This window comes from Thalassospira sp. UBA1131, assembly GCF_002311515.1.
Classification (GTDB): domain Bacteria; phylum Pseudomonadota; class Alphaproteobacteria; order Rhodospirillales; family Thalassospiraceae; genus Thalassospira.
Map to the genome: position 1 here is coordinate 3,330 of NZ_DCAO01000120.1, position 2,451 is coordinate 5,780.

At 55.7% G+C, this 2,451-nt stretch carries 3 protein-coding genes; 2 read left to right on the forward strand and 1 reads right to left on the reverse strand.

Features of this window, described 5'->3' with window-relative positions; translation table 11 throughout:
- Both B3Z49_RS20060 and B3Z49_RS20065 read left to right on the forward strand, forming a co-directional pair.
- Positions 1 to 619 (forward strand): NAD-dependent epimerase/dehydratase family protein (locus B3Z49_RS20060; protein ID WP_296994169.1); only part of this gene is annotated, 619 nt, incomplete at its 5' end.
- A gap of 223 nt (positions 620 to 842) precedes the next feature.
- Positions 843 to 1,850 carry a complex I NDUFA9 subunit family protein gene (locus B3Z49_RS20065; protein WP_296994171.1) on the forward strand — a complete coding sequence of 336 codons (1,008 nt, stop codon included), beginning with the start codon at positions 843 to 845 and terminating at the stop codon, positions 1,848 to 1,850.
- A 106-nt stretch (positions 1,851 to 1,956) separates the two neighbouring features.
- Here B3Z49_RS20065 and B3Z49_RS20070 read toward each other — a convergent pair.
- A partial coding sequence (locus B3Z49_RS20070) for a precorrin-6A/cobalt-precorrin-6A reductase (RefSeq protein ID WP_296994174.1) occupies positions 1,957 to 2,451 on the reverse strand: 495 nt, incomplete at its 5' end.

The window sequence follows — 2,451 nt, forward strand, 5'->3', positions numbered from 1 at the left end:
GGGCACATGGATTGGCTATTTGTCGACCACCGGGGTTTACGGTGATCGTGATGGTGCCGAAGTCACCGAAGATGATGACCTTCTGCCAAGTGGCAAGCGCGGGCGCAGGCGCGTGGCGGCTGAAAAGGCATGGTTTGATCTTGGCCGTCGTCATGATTTGTGTGTGCAAAGCTTCCGACTGGCGGGCATCTATGGCCCCGGTCGCAACGCGCTTGAAACCGTCCGGTCAGGTCGTGCGCGCCGGATTGTCAAACCCGGTCAGGTCTTTTCGCGCATCCATGTTGATGACATCGCCCAGACGGTTCTGGCATCCATCAAACAGCCCAATTGCGGGGCGGCCTATAATGTGTGTGATGATGATGCTGCCCCGCCGCAGGATGTGATTGCCCATGCTTGTGGCTTGCTGGGTATTGACCCACCACCCGAACAGGATTTTGCCACCGCCAAGCTAAGCCCGATGGCCGCCAGTTTCTATGAGGACAACAAACGGGTTTCAAATGCGCGGATCAAACAGGAACTCGGTGTTAAGCTGCGCTATCCGGATTATCGGGCCGGTTTGCTGGCGCTGCATGATGAAATACTGGCCAAATTGCAGGGCAGAGACGAAAACGTTTCATAAAACCGCATTGTTGACCACAATTGCGGGTCGTATATAACCCAAGAGCCTGCTGAAAATCATATTGTCGTCTGTTTGGACACCGCATGTTCAGGCACCATATGATTTTCCACAGGATCAGTTTCGGACCGGATCGTTTTGGCGTTCCGGACCCCAAGGCCACCGAGCACGGGCATCTGATGCGGGCATCGTCCGCATCCTCCCGACCGGCAAGGAGAGAGCAAGCATGGATCGTCGTATCGTAACCGTTTTTGGCGGCACCGGATTTGTCGGACGTCATATCGTCAAGCGTCTGCTGGAGCGTGATTTTATCGTTCGCGTCCCGACCAGAAGCTTTGAACGCGTCAAAAAACTCAAACCGATGGGCAATCTGGGGCAGGTCGTTCCGGTCCATTGCGATGTGCGCGACGAAGACAGCATCAAGGGCGCGCTTGAGGGGTCCGAAGCGGTGATCAACCTGCTTGGCATTCTCTATGAACGCGGCAGCAAGAATTTCCTCAATATCCACGTCAAGGCGGCCAAACGCATTGCCGAGGAAGCCAAGGCAGCTGGTGTAAAGACGCTTTTGCATATGTCGGCACTGGGTGTGGATAAAAACACCTCTGCCAACTATGCGACGTCAAAGCTGGCCGGTGAAAAGGCCGTGCGCGAATTGTTCCCGGATGCGGTGATCTTCCGCCCGTCGGTGATTTTTGGCCCGAATGATAACTTCCTGAACAAGTTTGCCACGATGGCGCGTTTTTCGCCGATGCTGCCGGTTGTTGGCGCACCGGGCCTTCCGAAAGTTGATCTGGGCGAAGGCAAGGTTGATCTGCACGGCGAAGGCGGCCCGAAATTCCAGCCGGTCTATGTTGGCGATGTTGCTGATGCCTTTGTCACCGCACTCACCGAAGGCAAATCGGCTGGCAAGACCTATGAGCTTGGTGGACCGGAAACCTATTCCTTCATGGCGCTTTTGCAGGACATGCTGCGCATCACCCGTCAGCGCGCCATTCTGATGCCGGTTCCGTTCTGGCTGGCTTCGATCAAGGCATTCTTCCTGCAGTTCCTGCCGGTCCCGCCGCTGACCCCGGATCAGGTTCGGTTGCTCAAGACCGATAACGTCGTTTCCGAAGGTGCGGACGGTTTTGCCGAACTTGGCATTACCCCCAACAGCCTCGAAGCAATTGCGCCGTCATACCTCAAACGGTTCTGCCCGCCGCGTAAATCCGGTGAGTTCCGCCGTTTCGTCTAAGGCGCACGGCTGATCAGACGATCAAAAAGAAAACCCCGCCAAACTTTTGGCGGGGTTTTTCTTGTCTCGAAGGTGCCAAGGCTATCGGCCAGCGTGCACAGGACCGTCAAACCTTCTTGAGGGTCTCACGAACGGTATCGATGATTTCAGAACGTGACGGGGCCTGAATGACCGGCTCCCCGCCCGGCCGTTCAATCATGATCACCGGAATGCCAAGGTTCCGCGCGGCTTCGATCTTGGCAAAGGTTGCCTCACCACCGCTGTTTTTGCTGACGATCACATCAATTTCGTTGCGTTCAAGAAGCTCCGTCTCGCTTTCAACACTGAACGGGCCGCGCGCAAAAAGCCATTCGCCAAATTCCAGATCAAACGGATCACGCGGGGCATCAACAGTGCGAACAAGCAACCATGTTTTTTCAAGCCCTTCAAAGGCATGCAGGTTCTTGGCACCGCTTGCGATGAGCGCGCGATTGCCAACGTCAGGCAGGATTTTGGCCGCTTCCTCAATCGATTTTACCATGATCCAGTTGTCATCTTCGGTCTGTTCCCAGGCCGGACGGTGATACTGAATGCAAGGCATTGCCACGGCATGGCAGGCCTT